Annotated in this window: 13 protein-coding genes; all 13 read right to left on the bottom strand. The window is 33.5% G+C overall.

Annotated features, from left to right (window positions below; translation table 11 throughout):
- Positions 1-94: 94 nt before the first annotated feature.
- The 13 genes from pyrE to lspA all read right to left on the bottom strand — a co-directional run bounded on the left by pyrE (position 95) and on the right by lspA (position 16,890).
- Complete coding sequence (gene pyrE, locus ACYQ39_RS13550) at positions 95-670, bottom strand: orotate phosphoribosyltransferase (RefSeq protein ID WP_459844141.1); 576 nt, start codon at positions 668-670, stop codon at positions 95-97.
- A gap of 389 nt (positions 671-1,059) precedes the next feature.
- Positions 1,060-1,974: a dihydroorotate dehydrogenase gene (locus ACYQ39_RS13545; RefSeq protein ID WP_459844138.1), complete on the bottom strand. Its 915-nt coding sequence runs from the start codon at positions 1,972-1,974 to the stop codon at positions 1,060-1,062.
- On the bottom strand, positions 1,967-2,764 hold the full coding sequence (locus ACYQ39_RS13540; RefSeq protein WP_459844135.1) for a dihydroorotate dehydrogenase electron transfer subunit: 798 nt from the start codon (positions 2,762-2,764) through the stop codon (positions 1,967-1,969). Before ACYQ39_RS13540 ends, ACYQ39_RS13545 begins: the two co-directional genes overlap by 8 nt.
- Before the next feature lie 246 nt (positions 2,765-3,010).
- Complete coding sequence (gene carB / locus ACYQ39_RS13535; protein ID WP_459844132.1) at positions 3,011-6,211, bottom strand: carbamoyl-phosphate synthase large subunit; 3,201 nt, start codon at positions 6,209-6,211, stop codon at positions 3,011-3,013.
- Between the two features lie 340 nt (positions 6,212-6,551).
- Positions 6,552-7,628, bottom strand: a complete 1,077-nt coding sequence (gene carA / locus ACYQ39_RS13530; RefSeq protein ID WP_459844129.1) for a glutamine-hydrolyzing carbamoyl-phosphate synthase small subunit — start codon at positions 7,626-7,628, stop codon at positions 6,552-6,554.
- A gap of 298 nt (positions 7,629-7,926) precedes the next feature.
- Positions 7,927-8,871 (bottom strand): orotidine-5'-phosphate decarboxylase, encoded by a 945-nt coding sequence (gene pyrF, locus ACYQ39_RS13525; protein ID WP_459844126.1) that lies wholly within the window; start codon positions 8,869-8,871, stop codon positions 7,927-7,929.
- 152 nt (positions 8,872-9,023) lie between these two features.
- Positions 9,024-10,307 (bottom strand): dihydroorotase, encoded by a 1,284-nt coding sequence (locus ACYQ39_RS13520; protein WP_459844123.1) that lies wholly within the window; start codon positions 10,305-10,307, stop codon positions 9,024-9,026.
- The gene (locus ACYQ39_RS13515) at positions 10,300-11,232 is read right to left on the bottom strand and encodes an aspartate carbamoyltransferase catalytic subunit (RefSeq protein WP_459844121.1); all 933 of its coding nucleotides are present in this window, start codon (positions 11,230-11,232) and stop codon (positions 10,300-10,302) included. Before ACYQ39_RS13515 ends, ACYQ39_RS13520 begins: the two co-directional genes overlap by 8 nt.
- A gap of 322 nt (positions 11,233-11,554) precedes the next feature.
- Positions 11,555-12,961 carry an ATP-binding protein gene (locus ACYQ39_RS13510; protein ID WP_459844119.1) on the bottom strand — a complete coding sequence of 469 codons (1,407 nt, stop codon included), beginning with the start codon at positions 12,959-12,961 and terminating at the stop codon, positions 11,555-11,557.
- 200 nt (positions 12,962-13,161) lie between these two features.
- Complete coding sequence (locus ACYQ39_RS13505; RefSeq protein ID WP_459844117.1) at positions 13,162-14,448, bottom strand: uracil-xanthine permease family protein; 1,287 nt, start codon at positions 14,446-14,448, stop codon at positions 13,162-13,164.
- 329 nt (positions 14,449-14,777) lie between these two features.
- A complete protein-coding gene (pyrR, locus tag ACYQ39_RS13500; protein ID WP_459844115.1) occupies positions 14,778-15,326 on the bottom strand; it encodes a bifunctional pyr operon transcriptional regulator/uracil phosphoribosyltransferase PyrR in 549 nt (182 codons plus the stop codon).
- 180 nt (positions 15,327-15,506) lie between these two features.
- Complete coding sequence (locus tag ACYQ39_RS13495; RefSeq protein ID WP_459844113.1) at positions 15,507-16,415, bottom strand: RluA family pseudouridine synthase; 909 nt, start codon at positions 16,413-16,415, stop codon at positions 15,507-15,509.
- Positions 16,416-16,434: 19 nt separating this feature from the next.
- A complete protein-coding gene (lspA, locus tag ACYQ39_RS13490; protein ID WP_459844111.1) occupies positions 16,435-16,890 on the bottom strand; it encodes a signal peptidase II in 456 nt (151 codons plus the stop codon).
- Between the last annotated feature and the right edge of the window lie 37 nt (positions 16,891-16,927).

Raw genomic sequence — 16,927 nt, 5'->3', positions numbered from 1 at the left:
ACTAATAATCACTTGCTTTTAAAGTACTGATGTAATTAATTATCAAAATCAAAAAATAAAAAGATCAACCTATTAGGTTGATCTTTTTACTATATTAACTTAAATGCCGACTACCTGGTTGATCAAAACCTTTATCTTCTTTACACATAGGGCACTCTTTTGGTTGATAAGCTTCAACATCTACCTGCAACATTGACTCAGTTGGTACTTCAAAATTGACTTTGCCTTCACTACGATCAACTAAGACACCTACTCCTGCCAATTCAGCTCCAGTTCTATTTATTACTTCAATCACCTCATTAACTGACTTTCCTGTAGTTAATACATCATCAATTACTAATACCTTATCACCTGGGTCTAGTCTAAATCCTCTTCTTAATACCATCTTACCAGCTTCTCGTTCAGTAAAAATAGTCTTCTTCTCTAAAGCTAATCCTACTGCATAAGACAGAGTTACTCCTCCCATTGCCGGGCCAACTACTACATCAATATCCACCTCAGCAAACTTCTCAGCTAATCCATCAGCCAATTCTTGAGCATATACAGGATGCTGTAACACTTGTGCACACTGTAGATACTGACTACTGTGTAAACCTGAACTTAATTTAAAATGTCCTTCCTGCAGTACTCCAGTCTTCTTAAAAATTTCAATTACTCTTTCTTCTTTCATATTTATCCCCCTCAAATTTTTATTTATAAATTAAAATTCTGTCATATGCTATGTGTCGTGTGCCATCTGCTAATTCGAAAGATTTACATTCAAATTCTTTCATTTCAAGTCACTTAAACTATTTTATGCTTTTGACTTTGAATTAACTCCCCCTACGAGTTTCATAGAAACTCTTCGTGATGAAGATCATCTACTCACCACTCATAGATCATAAGATTAAGGCTAAGTAAAACCTTAAAAACCATTTATGATTTATAGGTTTTAATTTCTTAAGCTTAACCTTAATCTCAAACTATGCTCTATTTTTAAGCCTTTGAAATATTTATTCTCTATTCAATATAATTTATTATTTATTTTCTAACTGTAAACAGTCCACTGTCAACTGTTAATTATTTTATTGCTTGCCCTACTATCTTACTAACATCATCATAATTATTGGCTACTAGATACTCTTCTATACCCTCTAAGACTTCCATAGATACTTGTGGATTAACAAAGTTAGCTGTCCCAATAGAAATGGCATCAGCTCCTGCTAATAGAAACTCAATAGCATCTTGAGCATTGCTGATTCCACCCATACCAATTAATGGAACATCTACTGCTTGTGCTACCTGATAGACCATTCTAACTGCTACTGGCTTAATTGCTGGCCCAGATAATCCTCCCATCTTATTAGCTAAAATAGGTTCTTGATTATCAATATCTATCTTCATTCCTAATAGAGTATTGATTAAAGAAATAACATCTGTTCCTGCCTCTTCTACTGCCCTAGCAATTTCAGTAATATCAGCTACATTAGGTGATAGCTTAGTAATTAATGGTAGGTCTGTTTCCTTTCTAACTGCTGCTACCACTCCAGCAGCCATCTCTGGTTGGGTTCCAAAAGCCAGACCACCTTTTTTAACATTAGGACAGGATATATTAACCTCTAAAGCAGCTACATCTGCTTGATTTAGTTTACTAGCTAACGTAGCATAGTCTTCAACTGTATTACCTGACATGTTGACAATAGTCTTAAAATTATACCCTTTAATAGTGGGTAGAATCTTATCTAAAAAGTAATCAACACCTGGGTTTTGTAGCCCAATAGCATTTAACATACCAGCCTCTGTTTCAGCAATCCGAGGTGTAGGATTACCCTTTTTAGGATGTAAGGTAGTTCCTTTAACCATCACTCCACCTAATCTATCTAAATCTACATAATCTTGATATTCTTCCCCAAAGCCAAAAGTTCCCGAAGCCGTAGTTACTGGATTCTGTAGTTTAAGTCCATTTAAATCTACTTCTAGATTAACCTTACTCATCAAATATCACCTCGCCTAATGGGAAAGTTGGCCCTTCTGTACAAGTTTTTCGATACTCCCAATCATCTTTACTACCAACTTTGATTTTACAGACACAAGATAAGCAAGCTCCAGTTCCACAACCCATTCTTTCTTCTAAAGAGGTTTCGCCTGGAACCCCTTCTTGCTTAGCCCAGTCTTGTACCTTCTGCATCATTATCTCTGGACCACAAGTATACACATAATCTATATCTGTTAACTCTGTTAATAAGCCAGTTACAAAGCCTTGATGACCATAACTTCCATCCATTGTAGCTACTTTTAAATCTATCTCTAAATTCTGGTATTCAGATAAATTTAATAACTGTTCTTTGTTATTGGCTCCTAATAAGACAACTACTTCTTTATCTAAATCTAATAGTTGATTTACTAGAGGAAATAACGGAGCAATCCCCATTCCTCCACCTACTACAGCTACTTTATCAGTAGACTTAGGTATAGAAAAACTTTCTCCTAAAGGACCCATTAAATCTATTTTATCTCCTGCTTGTAGATTAGACAATAACTTAGTACCACGACCTATTACGCGATAGATAAGTGTAATAGTTCCTGTTTCTTGATTAATACTATTAAAGCTAATAGGACGTCGCAACAATGGATCACTCTGTTTTAAATCTTTGGCCCATTTTAAATGTAAAAATTGGCCCGGCAGAGATTGATTAGCAATCTCTGGAGCATTAATAACCATCTTAAAATGATTGGAACAGATCTCCGTTTGAGAAACTATTTCTCTAATTACTTGTTGTGCCATCTTAACACCTCTTCCTTTATTAATTTACAATTGAGAATTGATAGTTAAAAGCAATTAATAAATAATAGAGAATAAAGATTAAAAATAAACAAAATAGTAAAGAAAATGGTAGAGGGCTTAATATATTAAGCCCGTACCTACCAAATCTAAGTTTGAATTTTATTTAAACTTAATCTCAAACTCAGACTTATTCTTTTATTTTAGTTTTTTAATTGTTAATTGTACATTATAATTGTCAATTATTTTTTACACGTAGTCTTGTAAGGCCTTAGCTGTAATTTCAACTCCTGATTTAATCTCTTGTAATACATGTAAGATAGCTTCTGTTGTATCTAAAGAAGTTAAACATGGAACTCCCATCTCTACGGCATTTCTTCGAATCTGGAAACCATCTCTAGCTGGTACTTTACCTTTAGTTAAGGTATTAACTACTAAGTCAATTTGATCTTGCTTAATTAAATCTATTACATTCGGTGAACCATCTTCAGACAGTTTGTTGACTTCTTCTACTTCTAACCCAGACTCTCGAAGAGCTTGAGCAGTGCCTTCTGTAGCTACAATATTAAATCCTAGTTGAGCAAACTCTTTAATATAAGGAATAGCTTCCTGTTTGTCCTTATCTGCAATTGTAGCTAAAATAGTTCCATCTTCTGGAATATCAATTCCGGCTCCTATAAATCCTTTATAGAGTGCTTTTTCATAATCTTCATCTAACCCTAAAACTTCACCAGTCGATTTCATCTCTGGCCCTAAGTTGGTATCTACTTTCGTTAATTTAGAGAAGGAGAAGACTGGTACTTTAACTGCTACATGATCTTGTTTAGGCACCAATCCTGTTGGATAATCCATATCTGCTAGCTTTTCTCCTAACATTGCCTGTGTAGCTAACTTAACCATTGGAATTCCTGTTACTTTACTTAGATATGGAATAGTTCTACTTGATCTAGGGTTAACTTCGATAACATAAACTTCATCATCAAAGATTACACACTGAATATTGACTAAGCCTTTAACATCCATAGCTCTTACTAATTTAGTAGTATATTCTTCAATTTTTTCTTCTAATTCCTGTGATAAGTTCTGGGCTGGATAAACTGCTATACTATCTCCTGAGTGAACTCCAGCTCTTTCTACATGTTCCATAATTCCTGGAATGATTACATCTTCTCCATCAGAAATAGCATCTATTTCAATTTCATTTCCTACCATATACTTATCAATTAAGATTGGATGTTCAGGAGAAACTTTAACTGCTGTCTCCATATATTCAAATAGTTCCTCTTGATTATAAACAACTTGCATTGCTCTTCCACCTAGTACATAAGATGGTCTTACTAAAACTGGATAACCTATTTCACCAGCTATTCCCCTGGCTTCTTCTACTGACATTGCCACATCACCAACAGGAGCTGGTATATCTAAATCTTTTAGCAGATTAATAAATTTATCTCTATCTTCTGCTAGATCAATTGCTTCTACGCTAGTTCCTAAGATATTAACTCCTGCTTCTGCTAATGGCTTAGCTAAATTAACAGATGTCTGCCCACCAAATTGGACAACAACCCCTTCAGGTTCTTCATGTTCTACAATATGCATTACATCTTCTTTAGTTAGTGGTTCAAAGTATAATCTATCTGAAGTATCAAAGTCAGTACTTACTGTTTCAGGATTATTATTAACAATTACTGATTCATATCCTAATTCATCTAGCGCCCAGACTGAATGGACACTACAGTAGTCAAACTCAATTCCTTGTCCAATTCTAATTGGCCCCGAACCTAAGACCATTACTTTGTCCTGATCAGTAGTTTCAGATTCATTAAATCGTTCATAAGAAGAATAATAGTAAGGTGTTTCAGCTTCAAATTCAGCAGCACATGTATCTACCATCTTATAAACTGGGTTGATCTCTTCTTCAGTCCGCAACTTCTTAATTTCTTCTTCTGACTTACCAGTTAATAAAGCAATTTCTCTATCAGAGAACCCTAACTCTTTTGCTGCTGTTAATAATTCAGCAGTTAATTCTTCTTTTAATCTCTGTTCACATTCTATGATATTCTTAATTTTATGCAAGAAGAAAGTAGTAATCTCTGTAATTTGATAGACATCTTCTACTGTATATCCTCTTCTTAGTGCTTCAGCTACTACAAACAACCGTTGATCAGTAGCATCTTTTAATTGTTCTTCAATTTCATCATCAGATAGTTTTTCTATATCTTCATGCTTAAATCCGTAAGCTCCAATCTCTAAAGAACGAACCGCTTTTAATAAGGAAGTTTCTATTGTTCTATCTATAGACATTACTTCTCCAGTAGCTTTCATCTGAGTTCCTAATTCTCTATCTGCATAATGGAATTTATCAAAAGGCCAACGTGGAATCTTAGTTACTACATAATCTAGAGCAGGTTCAAAACAGGCTTTAGTCCGTTGTGTAATAGCATTATCAATCTCATCTAAGGTATATCCTAGAGCAATTTTAGCTGATACCTTAGCAATTGGATACCCTGTTGCTTTAGAAGCTAGAGCACTAGATCTACTGACTCGTGGGTTAACCTCAATCACATGATACTGGAAAGTATCTGGGTCTAGTGCATACTGAACATTACAACCTCCTTCAATACCTAAGGCCCTAATTATTTTAAGAGCTGAGGACCGTAACATCTGATATTCTTTATCAGCTAATGTCTGACTAGGAGCAAAAACAATACTGTCTCCAGTATGAACTCCTACTGGGTCAAAGTTTTCCATATTACAGACAGTAATACAGTTATCATTACTATCACGCATTACTTCATACTCAATCTCTTTCCAACCTTTAATACTCTTCTCAATTAAAACCTGACCAATCAGACTATGCTTAAATCCTCTACCAGCTATTTCCTCTAATTCATCTGGATTATTGGCTACACCACCACCAGCTCCACCCATTGTATAAGCAGGTCGGACAATGACTGGATAACCGATATCATTAGCAATATGCTTAGCTTCAACTATATTTTCTGTAATTCGACTAGATAAGACTGGCTCATCAATTTCATCCATCAGTGCTTTAAAAGAATCTCTATCTTCTGCTTGCTGAATAGTATCAATTGGAGTACCTAATAATTCAATTCCTAATTTATCTAAAATCCCTGTTTCAGCTAAATCAGTTGCTAGATTAAGTCCAGTTTGGCCTCCTAATGTCGGTAATAAACCATCTGGCTCTTCTTGCTCTAAAATTTGAGATACTGATTCTACTGTTAATGGCTCAATATAGACTCTATCAGCCATATTTCTATCAGTCATAATTGTTGCTGGATTACTATTAACTAATACAACTTCTAATCCTTCATCTTTTAAGGCCCGGCAGGCTTGACTTCCTGAATAATCAAACTCTGCTGCTTGTCCAATAATAATTGGCCCTGATCCAATAACCATTACTTTATCTAGATCTCTTCTTTGTGTCATACTTTAACCTCCCAATTATAGATTACAGTTCACAATTTACAGTTGACAGTTAAAACCATAAATTCAAAACCAATAGGTTTGATATATCAAGCCTTTACATCACATCTATCTTCTATTATAAAAATTCAATACATAGATACGGGCTTACTATATTAAGCCTCTACCACTAATTTCTCATCTTCCTGTTCCAAGAATTAAACACAAGATTTAATTCTAAGTTGTTCTTCACACTAATTCCTGACTCCTGATTCCTAATTCTAAATTATTCTATTCTTTATTAATTATTATTTGTTCTTTGCTCTTTCAATTGTAAATTGTACATTGTCAATTGTTAATTGATTTAACCCATCATTTCTATAAAATCATCAAATAGATAGTGTGAATCTTCTGGTCCAGGTGATGCTTCTGGATGATACTGAACAGAAAAGACTGGATATTCTTTATGCTTAATTCCTTCTATAGTATTATCATTGACATTTATATGAGTTACTTCTAAATCCAAATCCTTTACTGATTCTTCTTCAATGGCAAAACCATGGTTTTGAGAAGTAATATAAACTCGTTCTGTAGCTAAATCTTTAACTGGATGATTAGCTCCTCGATGTCCAAATTTCAACTTATAAGTTTCTGCTCCACAAGCTAATCCAATGATTTGATGACCTAGACAGATTCCAAAGATAGGTTTCTGACCAATTAATTCTTTAACTGTCTCTACTACATATGAAACATCTTGAGGATCACCTGGCCCATTAGAGATCATAATCCCATCAGGATCATAAGATAAAATTTTCTTAGCTGAAGTAGTAGCTGGGACTACTATTACTTCACAACCTCGACCTACTAAAGAACGAGTTATATTCTTTTTAGCCCCACAGTCGACTAATACAACTTTATACTCTTTATTTTCTTCTCCTTTTTTATAGATCTCATCTGTTGTTACTTCACCTACTAAATCTCTACCAGATAGTCCTGGTGCCTCTTTAGCTGCTGTAACTAATTCATTTTCAGCTTTATCTTCAACTGTAATAATCCCTTTCATTGTTCCTTCTTTTCTTAATTTTTTAGTTAGAGCTCTAGTATCTATTCCTGAAATTGCTACAATACCATGTTCTTTTAAATAATTAGCTAACTTCTCTTGGTAACGCCAATTACTAGGCTCTTGACAAAACTCTTTAACAATAAATCCATTTACATGTGATGTATAAGACTCTATATCTTCTTCATTAGTGCCATAATTTCCAATTAAAGGATAAGTCATAGTTACTATTTCACCTTTATAAGAAGCATCCGTTAAAATTTCTTGATAACCAGTCATTGAAGTATTAAATACAATTTCACCACTAGTTTCTCTCTGTGCACCAAAACTATTTCCTGTAAAGACTGTTCCATCTTCTAAGACCAACTTTGCTTGTTGCATTTGCATCCCTCCTAGTTTATTAGTTTGTAGTTAAACCATAAATTCAAACCAAACAGGCTTGATATATCAAGCCTCTCATCAATCTTCAATCGCTATTTTTCATATTTAATCTTTATTCTCTATTCTATATTATTTATTCTTTAATCCCTATTCCTATAATTCCTCACCTTTCTATTCCCAGAATCAAACACAAGGTTTAATTCTTCTGGCTTGTTCTTTACACTAATTCCTGATTCCTAATCTCTAATTGCTTTATTATTTGATTTTTAACTGTAAACTGTACACTATACACTGTCAATTATTCTTCCCACGCTAATTTATTAGCCTCTTGTAAAGCAGTATTAATATCTTCATTCATATCTAAGACTGCTTCTTTAGCTGCTTGTCTATAATCATTACTATAGTCTTCCTTTTCATAAGCAAAGATAACCCCTCGAGATGAATTAACTACTGTTCCTAAGCCATCTTCATTAAAACAAGGAACTACATCTTCTGCTCCTCCACCTTGGGCACCATAACCTGGTACTAAGAAATAATTCTGTTTCATTATTTCTCTTAATTCTTTAGCCTGTTGAGGATAAGTAGCCCCTATGACTGCTCCTATTGAACTATATCCTTTATTTCCTATACTATCTGCCCCCCAATCCACTACCAAACGGGCCAACTTCTCATAAACTAAATCCTCATCTGCCAATTCTAAATCCTGTAGTTCTCCAGCAGAGGGGTTAGAAGTTTTAACTAGAATAAAAAGTCCCTTATTATTAGCTTGACAATTTGTTACAAAAGGCTTAATTCCATCACTACCAAGATAAGGAGTTACAGTCAAAGAATCTGACTTAGCTTGTAGTTTATTATCCCATAACTTAGGACTTCCTAGATGCCCAGCTGCATAAGCTTCTGCAGTAGAACCAATATCATTTCTTTTAGCATCAGTAATCACTAACAGCCCCTGCTGTTTAGCATAAGCTACCGTCTCTTCAAAAGCCTTAACTCCTTGATAGCCATACTGCTCATAAAAAGCCATCTGTGGCTTAACAATTGGTATATAATCTTTTACAGCATCAATAATTCCTTGGTTGAAGGTTACAAAAGCATCAGCTACCGCTTCAGCTGTCTTACCATACTTCTTTACTGCATCTTCTTTTACTTTATCTGGAATCCGATTTAATCTAGGATCAAGCCCTACACAAATATGACTCTTTCTCTCTTCTACTTTTTCTATTAATCTATCTACAAAATTCATTTTTTCACCCCTCTTATCTAATTTACAATTTGAATCTGTTCCAAGAATTAAACACAAGGTTTAATCCTAGAGTGTTCCTCACACTAATTCCTGATTCCTAACTCCTCTATCCTTTGACTTTGAAATTGACTTCAACTGTCAGCTGTTCACTGTTAACTGTCAACTGAATACACTACTTCCCCAGCCACTACTGTCATTATCGTCTTACCTCTTAATTTATGACCAGTAAATGGTGTGTTCTTACCTTTAGAAATAAATTTAGCCGGATCTACCTGCCAATTATCTTTTAGATCAATTACTGTTAGATCTGCAACTTTTCCAGTTGCTATCTCTCCTTTATTTAAATCTAAAATCTGAGCAGGATTAATAGTCAACTTAGCTATAGCTTCTTCCAAGCTTAGAATCTCTGGCTTAACTAGTTCAGTTAAAACTAAGCCTAGAGCTGTCTCTAAACCAGATATTCCAAAAGGAGCATAATCATACTCTACATCCTTTTCTTCAACAGAGTGCGGGGCATGATCTGTAGCTATTACATCAATAGTTCCATCTTGCAATCCCTTCTTGATTGCCTCCACATCTTCTCGACTACGTAACGGAGGGTTTACTTTAGTAGCTGTATTAAAAGAAGTAATTTCAGCATCAGTTAAAGTAAAATGGTGAGGAGTCACTTCACAAGTTACTTCTACTCCACGAGCTTTAGCTTGTCTGACTAACTCAACTGAACCTTTAGTACTAATATGGGCAATATGGACTCTACTATCTGTTTCTTCAGCTAAAGATATATCTCGGGCTACCATTACATCTTCTGCTGATGCAGGAATAGAATCCAACCCTGTCATTGTAGAGTAATAACCTTCATGAACCACTCCATCTCCAGCTAAATTATCATCTTCACAGTGTGAAATAACTGGTAGATCAAAGTCTTTAGCATACTGTAAAGCCAACCTCATTACTTCAGCATTCATTACTGAGTTTCCATCATCTGAAACTCCAATAGCACCTGCTTGTTTCATACTACCAATCTCAGCTAACTCTTCTCCTTTACTCTCTTTAGTAATTGCTCCTATCTGACAGACATTGACTACTGCTTCTTCTTTGGCTGTAGCCAAAACTGACTTAACTAAAGCATCTTTATCAATTATAGGATCAGTATTAGGCATGGCCGCTACAGTAGTAAATCCACCTTTAGCTGCTGCTTTGGTTCCTGTTTCAATTGTCTCTTTATACTCAAAGCCAGGCTCTCTTAAATGAACATGCATATCAACTAATCCAGGAGTAATTATCTTTCCTGCTAAGTCAAATACTTGAGCAGTTTCCGATTTTAAATTACTACCTAATTTTACTATCTTATTATCTTCTATTAAAATATCTTGTTTCTGACTAGTCTGTTTAATTGGATTAATCACCTGTCCATTTTTTAATAATAATTTATTCATCTTCTAACCCTCCCTCTATTAACAGATACAATAATGCCATTCTAATAGCTACTCCATTAGAGACTTGTTCTTCTATTACTGATTGACTGCTATAAGCCAACTCTCTAGAAATCTCGATACCTCTATTGATTGGCCCAGGATGCATAATTAAAGCATCTTCTGCAGCCAACTTTAAATCTTCTTCTCTTAAACCATAAAATTGAGTATATTCTCTAATAGTAGGAAAGAACCCTTTATCCTGCCGTTCTTGTTGAATTCTTAATAGATAGATTACATCGGCATCTTTAATTCCTTCTTCTAGATTATTATAAACTTTAGCTCCCATCTGCTCTACTTCTACAGGCATTAAAGTAGTTGGCCCTACTAACCTTACTTCCGCACCTAACTTATTTAAGCCCCAAATATTTGATCTAGCTACTCGACTATGCCTAATATCTCCAATCATTGCTACCTTTTTACCTGCTATCTCTCCCTGTTCTTCCTGCATAGTATATAAATCTAATAAGGCCTGTGTTGGATGTTCATGCATCCCATCACCAGCATTTAAGACTGGAATTTCTACTGTTTCAGCCAATAATTTAGCAGCTCCAGGCACACCGTGTCTAATTACTACTCCATCAGCCCCTAAAGCCCTCAAAGTCTTAGCTGTATCTACTAAACTTTCTCCCTTTACTACACTACTTTGTTTAATAGATAGACTCATACCATCTGCACTCAACCTCTTAGCTGCTAAGCTAAAAGAAGATTTTGTTCTAGTACTTGGTTCATAAAAGAGATTAACTACTAGCTTACCTCTTAAAGTTGGTACTTTTTTAATTGGTCTATTTAATACTTCCTTCATTGACTGAGCTGTTTCTAGAATTAACTCTATCTCTTCTGTAGCTAACTCTTGTAATCCTAATAGATCTTTTTTTATTAATCCCATTCTTTCACCTCTCATTCTTTTTAATACTTAAGTTTACCTACTAAATTAAATATTATTGATTTTATCCTACAAAAAAACAGAACTTCCCTTGCCAACATAAGCTGACAAGGGAAGTTAATAATTTATAAAGTAAGCCCTAGATATACTAGGATCTAAAAATATTCATTATTAAACTATTCTACCCTTATTAGCCTCGCTGGACCAACTTAAAGGATTCTATTTTTTTAAGACGACTGCATAATCTCTTTTACCAGAACTTCTTTCCTAACCTCGCTGGGTTAGCTTAAAAGAAGTTTTTTACTTTAAAATAAAATTATCATACCTAAACAACATTGTCAATATTTTTCTGAAATTCTTTTTTAGGCAACTGGCAGATAAATTTTGTCCCAGATTCTTCTTTACTATGGACATTAATTTCTCCACCATAGTCCTCAATTAAACTCTTTACAATATGTAAACCAAAACCACTTCCTTTATCTTTAGTCGTATAACCAGGAGTGAAGATATTATCTTTTATATTAGCCGGAATTATTGGTCCATTATTATATATATTTAAAATCACTTTCTTCTTTTTAGCAAATAAATTAACTTCTACTTTACGATTATATTCTTTTTCCATTACTGCATCAAGAGCATTATCTAACAAATTAAATAAAATCTTAGTAAACTTACTATAAGGCATAGCAATCATACTAGGATCTAGCTTTACTTTAGCTTTTAAATCAATATTATTCTTTTCTGCTACCTTCTCTTTACATAATAAAACCGGTTTCAATTCATTATCATATTCTTCATTTTCTTCTAATTCTTTTGTTTCACTTAACTCACAGTGTACATCTTTAATATATTTTTCAGCTTCGTTACCTTTATCTAACTGTAACATAGTATAAATAGTCTGTAATTCATTCTTAAAATCATGGCGCTGAGACCTTAACTCTTTAATCATCTCCTGTTGATAATTTAATTTAGTATCCTTAATTTCAATTTCTTTTTGAACCAGAACTCCATTAGTTATTTCTTCACCAAAAAAACTTCTAAAGAAATAAATGAAAGCTACCAATTTATAAAAATGACTGGTAAAATAAACTGTTCCAAAAAAATCAACAGAGGATGATAATAATATTTCACTCAATAATAGAAAAACCAATCCTTTAACTACTAATAAATCATATTTATCTCCTGAATAATTATACTGTTTTACATAGTATACAATATTAATTATTAAACCAATAAGTACTATAGCTTTAATAGCAATGATCATTCTAGGAAAATAAAACCATAATTTAAATAATAAGCAAATAGAAATGATAGAATATAAGCTATTAGATACAACTAAGAAATAGAAATAAAATTTATAGCTATCAGTAGTTTCAGTATTAATTAGCCAACTAATTAATACTGTACTTACTAATATTAACTTAGGAGCTAAATCAAAAAAACTAAATCCTGAGTAATATGCTATATCAAACTGATTAAAAACCATTACTGAGTGAATTAAATTCATAATTCCAGCCCATAAGAAACTAACTGATATAAAAAGATTTCTTAAGTTTTTAGTAGCATGATAAGTATAAACTAATAATAAAAATATATTCCAACAAATAAAAACAATAGCAATTTCTAATCCAAACTCAATAAGATATTCTAGATTTACATTAAATAAATGTTCCATCTTATAGGGAAAACCAATACTTGATCTAAGATCAATCAACCTACCTAAAAATGCCACAGCTATACCCCATACAGCAAGAGACACTAATTCAAACTTATCTTTAAAAAATTCAGCTAACCCATTAATCTCCCCCCTTTTTTCTATCCTACTCCATTTGTAATAATTAGATATAATTACAAAATCTCCTGCAAATATATAGAAAAAACTTCTTGCTGATTATATCAACAAGAAGTTTTTCAGTAATAACCTATCTCTTATTATTCTGTAGGTAATAAAATATTTAATAAAATACCTACCATTGCTGCTAAGCCCATCCCTTTAAATTTCAATACATCAATTGCTTGGGCCAACTTATCAATCCAAGCTACTCCATCTAGCTGTAGCCACTGAACAATCTTGATAAAATTAATAGTTAGTGGAATACCACTGATTCCAACTACCAAGATAGTAGAAACAATTACTAGGTTACGATTAATACTTAAATCAACTTCATTTTCAATTAAAGTTCGCAAACCAATAGAAGCAATCATCCCAAATAGTAGAATTACTATCCCGCCCATTACTGCTTGAGGAATGGTCTGAATTAATGCACCCATCTTCTCAACAAAACTAATTCCTAAGACAATAATGGCTGCTATTTCAACAATTAAAGGATTATGAACTCCAGTCAGAGCTAAGACACCTATATTTTCACCATAAGTTGTATTCGGTGGTCCCCCTACTAAAGAAGCAAATGCCGTTGCTACTCCATCTCCCATTAGAGTACGATGTAGCCCAGGTTCATCAATAAAGTTCTCATCTACTGTCTTAGATAACGCTAGAACATCTCCTAGATGTTCTACCATTGTTACTATTGCCACAGGAGCAATTAAAGTAATAGCAGAAATACCATCACCTATTGAATCTAAAGCAAAAACTGTAGTAAAATTAGGCAGAGCAAACCAACTAGCCTGAGCAATAGGAGTTGTATCTACAATTCCATTAGCAAAAGCAAACAAATAACCAGCAATTATACCTATTAGAATGGGAACTACCTTCAAAAGGCCTCGCCCTAAAACACTGACACCAATTGCTACTACCAAAGTAAAGATCGCTGTCGGAAGATGTTTCATAGCCATATCTTTAGCCGTTGGAGCCAAACCTAAACCAATAGTCACAATTACTGGGCCAACAACTACTGGTGGTAAATACTCATCAATAAAATCAGTTCCTACCTTACTAATCACAAAAGATGCAGTTATATAAATCAGACCAGCTACTAGACACCCTAATAAAGCTGCCGGTAGACCATAGCTCTCTTTAGCTGCAATAATCGGACCAATAAAAGCAAAAGAAGATCCTAAATAAGCCGGTACTTGACCTTTAGTAATTATATGAAACAATAAAGTTCCTACTCCTGAACTAAATAAAGCTACACCTGGATTTAAACCAGTCAAACTAGGCACCAATACAGTAGCACCAAACATAGCAAATAAGTGTTGCACAGCCAATATCATTAATCTAGATAGTCCTAAATCACTTTCTTTTATCCGTTGTTTAATCATTATTATTCCTCCTTGTTTTATTGTGTGCTATGAGTTATTAGCTAATTCAAAACCTTTAAATTCAAAAAACAAGTCCTATATCCTATAGTTTTGAGATATAAATTCAATTTGGCTGACAACAGACAGCACATGGCTCATAGCTATATAATACCATTTTAAATAACAGTCATCAGTAACTATTAGTGTCTTTCTCACTTTAATATTTATTTTAAACTATAATATCTAGACATAAAAAAATTCCTTAACCTAGGTAGGCTAAGGAGGTAGAGTAATAGCTTAAAATCACTCCCCTTCTTAGCCTCACTGGACTAATTTAAAAGGAACTACTTTTATTCATTATATTCTTTTAAAGTAACTGAATCTCGATCATCAATTTCTTTTAATTCAACACTGATCACTTCTTCTTGAGAAGTAGGTAGATTCTTACCTACATAATCAGCCCGAATTGGTAATTCACGATGTCCACGATCAACTAAAATAGCCAATTGAATGCTTTCTGGTCTCCCTAGATCCATTAAAGCATCAAGAGCCGAACGCACTGTTCGTCCAGTATACAAGACATCATCTACTAAGACTACCTTCTTTTCTGTAATATCAAAAGGAATCTCTGTCTTGTGAACAATTGGTTGATTGGCTATAGTAGTTAAATCATCACGATAAAGAGTAATATCTAAACTTCCACTTGGTACTTCTTGACCTTCAATCTCTTCTAACATATCAGCTATCCGATTAGCTAATGGTACTCCTCGAGTTCTAATTCCAATAATTACAATATCTTCTAAACCTTCATTCTTTTCAATAATCTCATGTGAAATCCGAGTTAAGGCTCTGCGAATACCATCAGTATCAATTAACTCTTTCTTAACTTGTAAGTCCACTATTCATCCTCCTTTAAAGTAAAAAATCCTTCCCACTGTAGACAGTAAGAAGGGGGGGAGATAATAGTTATGTTCTATCTATCCTATCTTCCCCTTCTTAGCCTCACTGGACCAATTTAAAAGGGCAATCTTTAATTTGCTAACTGTAGTCTATCAAAAACTCATCCAACTTGCAAGTAGTTATTTTAAATCTGCTAATACTTCTTCCATATCCTCTAATAACGGCGCTTCAAACTCTTTCCATTCTTCAGTTCGAGGATGATAAAAACCTAATATTTTAGCATGTAGCATCTGGCGAGAAACCTCTAGTTGAGAAGTTGGCCCGTAAGTTTCATCTCCTACTACCGAATGTCCCATATAATTCATATGTAATCTAATCTGGTGGGTACGACCTGTCTCTAATTTAACTCTAACTAACGTATGATTCTGATACCTTTCTATAACTTCAAAATAAGATATAGCTTTCTTACTATTCTTACTTGTTACAGCCATCTTCTTACGATTATGAGGATCACGACCAATAGCAGCATCAATCTTTCCTTTATTATATTTTACTCTTCCTTGCACTAAAGCTAAATATTCCTTCTTTGTTTCTCGTTCTTTAAACTGTCGACTCAAATCTATATGAGTTTCATCATTTTTAGCTACTACTATTGCTCCAGAAGTATCTTTATCTAAGCGATGGACAATTCCTGGTCTAATAACTCCATTAATACCAGATAAATTATCACAATGATATAATAAAGCATTAACTAAGGTCCCACTAGTGTGCCCTGGTGCTGGATGGACAACCAAATCCGGTTGCTTATTAACTACTACTAAATCTTTATCTTTATATATAATATTTAACGAAATATTTTCTGGTTCTAGATCAACTTCTTCTGCCTCTGGAATAGTTAATTTAATCTTATCTCCTACTTCTAACTTATAACTTTTCTTAACTTTTTCGTTATTAACTAATACTTGTCCAGAATTTATCAACTCCTGAATATAACTTCTTGATAGATTATCATTTTTATTAGCTAAAAATTTATCTAAACGTTGTTTACTACCTTTATTTCTAATGTTAAACTCTTTCTTGTCTTCCATATTATCACTCCATCTTTAATTAATCAGCATCTATTACTAACATCCAATAACTGAAGATAATTACTGCTACTACAATAGCTGAATCTGCTATATTAAATACAGGCCAGACTCTAAAATCAAAAAAATCGATTACATAACCCAACCTAACTCTATCAATCAAATTACCTATTGCTCCTGCTATAGCTAATCCTAAAGCAAAACAATTTAAAAAGTTATCTAAAGGTAATTCTCTCAGAAAATAAATTAAGACTGCAATTAACAATAAAGTAACAATTATAAAAAAGGAAACTCTCCCTTGCAAAATCCCAAAAGCTGCTCCTCTATTCTGTACATAAGTAAGGTGAAAAATATTCTCAATAATTGGCATTGATTGATACAAAATAAATTCTTTAACAATCATATATTTTGTCACTTGATCTAATACCAAAGTAATTAAAAAAGTAATTAAGATGGTCATTTTCCCAACTCCATTCATTATAATAACCTCTTTGCTACTTATTATAATCAAACTA

The sequence above is a fragment of the Halanaerocella petrolearia genome, from assembly GCF_054657875.1.
This window is presented reverse-complemented; position numbering and strand designations above follow the sequence as displayed.

Coding starts and splice junctions, on each gene's coding strand:
- pyrE (WP_459844141.1), bottom strand. CDS start 670: ATGAAAGAAGAAAGAGTAATTGAAATTTTTAAGAAGACTGGAGTACTG.
- ACYQ39_RS13545 (WP_459844138.1), bottom strand. CDS start 1,974: ATGAGTAAGGTTAATCTAGAAGTAGATTTAAATGGACTTAAACTACAG.
- ACYQ39_RS13540 (WP_459844135.1), bottom strand. CDS start 2,764: ATGGCACAACAAGTAATTAGAGAAATAGTTTCTCAAACGGAGATCTGT.
- carB (WP_459844132.1), bottom strand. CDS start 6,211: ATGACACAAAGAAGAGATCTAGATAAAGTAATGGTTATTGGATCAGGG.
- carA (WP_459844129.1), bottom strand. CDS start 7,628: ATGCAACAAGCAAAGTTGGTCTTAGAAGATGGAACAGTCTTTACAGGA.
- pyrF (WP_459844126.1), bottom strand. CDS start 8,871: ATGAATTTTGTAGATAGATTAATAGAAAAAGTAGAAGAGAGAAAGAGT.
- ACYQ39_RS13520 (WP_459844123.1), bottom strand. CDS start 10,307: ATGAATAAATTATTATTAAAAAATGGACAGGTGATTAATCCAATTAAA.
- ACYQ39_RS13515 (WP_459844121.1), bottom strand. CDS start 11,232: ATGGGATTAATAAAAAAAGATCTATTAGGATTACAAGAGTTAGCTACA.
- ACYQ39_RS13505 (WP_459844117.1), bottom strand. CDS start 14,448: ATGATTAAACAACGGATAAAAGAAAGTGATTTAGGACTATCTAGATTA.
- ACYQ39_RS13495 (WP_459844113.1), bottom strand. CDS start 16,415: ATGGAAGACAAGAAAGAGTTTAACATTAGAAATAAAGGTAGTAAACAA.
- lspA (WP_459844111.1), bottom strand. CDS start 16,890: ATGAATGGAGTTGGGAAAATGACCATCTTAATTACTTTTTTAATTACT.